Genomic DNA, 3,454 nt, shown 5'->3' with positions numbered 1-3,454 from the left:
CCGTCGAAAGGCAATGAGGCCGGGCGCATGTCACGGCGGTTTGTCATTGTGCCTTTCAACAACCCCGTCACCACCCAGCAATCCAATTTAGCCAAGCACATTGAACAAAACCTGGCAGCGTACATTGCTCTCTGTGCCCGAGCCTACAATATTCTGGGCAGGAAATACGGCAGCAGCGACTTGTTCCGCTCGGCACCGTCGTTTTTCCGCGAACAGGCCTGCGGTCAGTTTATTCAATCGAATTCTCTGGCTCTCTTTATGAACAGTTCGGCTTTTGTTCGGGGCGAGCAATACGCCACGCCCTGGACGCTTATCGAGGAGGCCGCCAAGACCGAAGCTGGCTTTACAGGAGCAAAGGAGATGACAAACAATCTGCGCGATGTGTACGGCCGCCAAAACATTTGCAACGCCCTTGGACTTACACTTTCCAAAGGACCCGAGACTAGATTCGACAAGTTGACTCAGACTGAATATTGTTGTTTTTGGGTTGAAGGAATTGCGCTAAAATCTGTTTTAGACAAGGCAGCTGCAGAGGGAATGACTGCATAATTTCTTTTTACTTTATTGAAGATTGAAAAAAAGAAGACTCTAAACACGTTTTGCTTCCACAATTTTTTTTTTTTTTAATTTACACGTGGTCAGAGAGATTAAAAATCACCCACTTTTGTGTTGACAAAAAAAAATGGGTCATCGGCTATTGGACAACATGACAGATCCTTTCGATTCTGGTGCACAAGCACGAAAGGGGTACGCTCGACCCACTCACGCTGAAATGATTCGGTTGGGTCGGACGCCCATCAAAAGAGGCGTGGATCCTGTAACGGGAAAAAGCTACACCATTTATGCCGACGACAATGATTTGCCCAAACCCGATCATGATTACCGTCGTCCGGCCGAAGAAATGCTGTATCCGACTCGCAAACTCGTTCAGTTGATGGGCGGCCACCACCCTGATGAAGTGACGCCAGAGCGCGATTTGGTCGAAGCGGATGACTTGGAACCGGATGGTCTCAATGCCAACTATGAAGACTACCGGCGCGCTTTCATCGAAGATCTGGTCCTGCGCAATTCTTCGGGCGTGCGCGAGTCAATTCCTGTCGAGTTTGAAGACGGGCGCAAAACGGGCATGTTGGGCTATCAGCACATCGCCCGCATCAAGCCATATGTGAAACCGGTCATCCGCCCCTTTGATCCGCGCGAAAAGCCACAAGTGACGGCACAATCGTCCATGACGGAAGGTTCGGACTGGGACGCGGATCCACGGCGGCCGCAACAGCGCACAGGCACGACCAATCGTGCCGGCAATGCCAGCATGCGCGACAGCAACACGGAGGGCACCACTGATTACAAGACCGAGCGGCCCGGCACCCAGCGCCCTGGCTTTGAGCAGGAAGTGGCGCGCGGTCGTATGCCCGTGCAGGCTTCGGTGGTCATGAACAACGCTGGCACCACCAAGTACGAGACGGACCGGCCCGGAACTCAACGCCCTGGTTTCGAGCAAGAGGTGGCGCGCGGTCGCATGCCCGTGCAGGCGGCTACATTCTTGAATAATGCCGGCACGGTGCGCACGTCCACCGAACGACCGGGCACGCAGCGGCCAGGCACCATTCAGGAGGTTGGTCGTGGCCGCATGCCTGTGCAAGCAGCTGTTCACAATGCTGGCACGGTGCGCACCACCACTGAGCGACCGGGCCCACAGCGAGTCGGCGACCAAGGCGAGGTGGCGCGTGATCGCATGCCTGCGCAGGCGGCTGTGCACAATGCCGGCGTGGTCCAGACATCGACGGAACGGCCTGGCACACAACGACCAGGCGCGCTGAATGAACTGCCGCTCTTGCAATCGATTGTGGGTACAGTGACACAAGGTCTGCAAGCGGCTGCCGATGCATTCACTCAGCGCTCGCGCCGCGGCGTGGCCGACAGTGTCACCGTGGACAATTTGGCTGCCTATCAGGACGGTCTGTCGGTGGGTATTGCTGCGCCCGGTGTCAAGACAGAAGCGGCTGCGCCGTTCAACACCCGCAAGAGCTACTTTGAAACGCGCTTGGACGAGGCGCCGGCGTGGGGAGCGGACAACGGCGACGCCAGCGGCTTTGACTTGTTTGGCGCTCAGTCCTTGCGCAAACCGCGCAGCAGTGCTGATGACATGGCCATGCAAGCACAAATAATGCGACAAGCTCACGACAACGCCATGTACCTGCCCAATCCAGGGTACTTGGCTTGAGACAATTGCAAAAAGTCGATTTTTTTTTTTAGAAAAATAAAAAAAATTTTAAAAAAAATGATAAAACCAAGCATGCTCAGAAACGAGGCAAGAAGGGAGAAGAGTAGAGATGAAGATGGCAAGTAATTGGCAGGAGGAATGTCGTGTTGTGGCAACCTCCTGCACTGAAAGTTATGAACACATGGTTCTGTCGCCGAATGGACAGTTTTTGTTATCTTGGAATAAGTATTTGTCGGGCGCAGCAGCATTGTGGGATATCACAAAAGATAAAATCATCACGGCATCGATTAATGGCGGCATTGTTGTCGGTGTGTCCTGGGCGCCTGACAGCAAACGCATGGTGATTTCCAATAACGCCCACGGGAATTCGACGTTGTCGGTATGGACAGTTGCTGAAGATGGCACATTTGTGAAGCAGAATGAAATTGTGCAACAAGGAATTTGGGCGACGGATGTGGCTTGGTCACCCACTAGTGATTTTATTTTGCTCGGCCGAGCATTTGGTGAAATTGAAATGTGGTCTGTTGCCGAAGATGGAGCGCTGACAAAAAAAAGTCAGGTTTCAAAAGGTTATCCAGAACGTTTTTATGCAACGGTCTGGGCACCGAATGGCAAGCACATGGTGTCTGCCAGCACTTTTGGAAAGTTGCGAGTATGGTCCGTAGCCGAAAATGGTTCTTTAGTTGAACAAGAAAGCCAGGTTCTGCAAGGATGTCATGAATGGTACAACAAAGTGGCGTGGTCACCAGATGGCAAACAAATACTGCATGCTGATCATGACCAAACGTTGGCGATCTGGGCGATGAACGAAAACGGCCTGTTCACAAAAGCGATGGAACTGCGCAGAAGTGTCCCGAATGTCGCCAAACACATTGAATGGTCGCCAGATGGAAAATATATTGGCATCTTTGGAAAAAACCGCGAAATCTTTGATGCAAGGAGCGGAAAGCTCTTGTTTTGCGGGAAAGAGTCATGGACTGGAGTGTTTTTGAACAGTCATCAAATTCTAACACCAGGATTTAAAACAACCATATGTCCATGGTCCGACAAAACCCACATGTATTTTTCACCTGCTTTTCGCTCTCTGGTGTTTCATCTCATGTGTTGCAAACATCGTCTTGATTTGAACGAAAATTGTTCTCTTGTTCTTCCACGTCTTGGCATGAGCTTGTGGTTGGATATTTTTTTGGCACTGGTAAACTTGAACTGATTTATTATTTGTTTTTTTTT

General features: G+C 51.3%; 3 protein-coding genes. All 3 read left to right on the top strand.

All coding sequences use genetic code 11. The features are described 5' to 3' along the window. Nucleotides 1-549: hypothetical protein (locus Q0072_RS13360; RefSeq protein WP_298331014.1), on the top strand; the 549-nt coding region annotated here is incomplete at its 5' end. A 259-nt stretch (nucleotides 550-808) separates the two neighbouring features. Beyond that, entirely contained in the window at nucleotides 809-2,224 is a 1,416-nt protein-coding gene (locus Q0072_RS13355; protein ID WP_298331013.1) for a hypothetical protein, read from the top strand. 109 nt (nucleotides 2,225-2,333) lie between these two features. Next, the gene (locus Q0072_RS13350; RefSeq protein ID WP_298331011.1) at nucleotides 2,334-3,434 is read left to right on the top strand and encodes a WD40 repeat domain-containing protein; all 1,101 of its coding nucleotides are present in this window, start codon (nucleotides 2,334-2,336) and stop codon (nucleotides 3,432-3,434) included. Nucleotides 3,435-3,454: the final 20 nt, after the last annotated feature.

Source organism: Asticcacaulis sp., assembly GCF_027484505.1.
Classification (GTDB): domain Bacteria; phylum Pseudomonadota; class Alphaproteobacteria; order Caulobacterales; family Caulobacteraceae; genus Asticcacaulis.
The sequence above is the reverse complement of the archived record's forward strand: the minus strand, read 5'-3'. Positions and strand labels throughout refer to the sequence as shown.

Excerpts from the sequence above, each read along its gene's own strand:
- Q0072_RS13350 (WP_298331011.1), top strand. The coding sequence starts at position 2,334 with ATGAAGATGGCAAGTAATTGGCAGGAGGAATGTCGTGTTGTGGCAACC.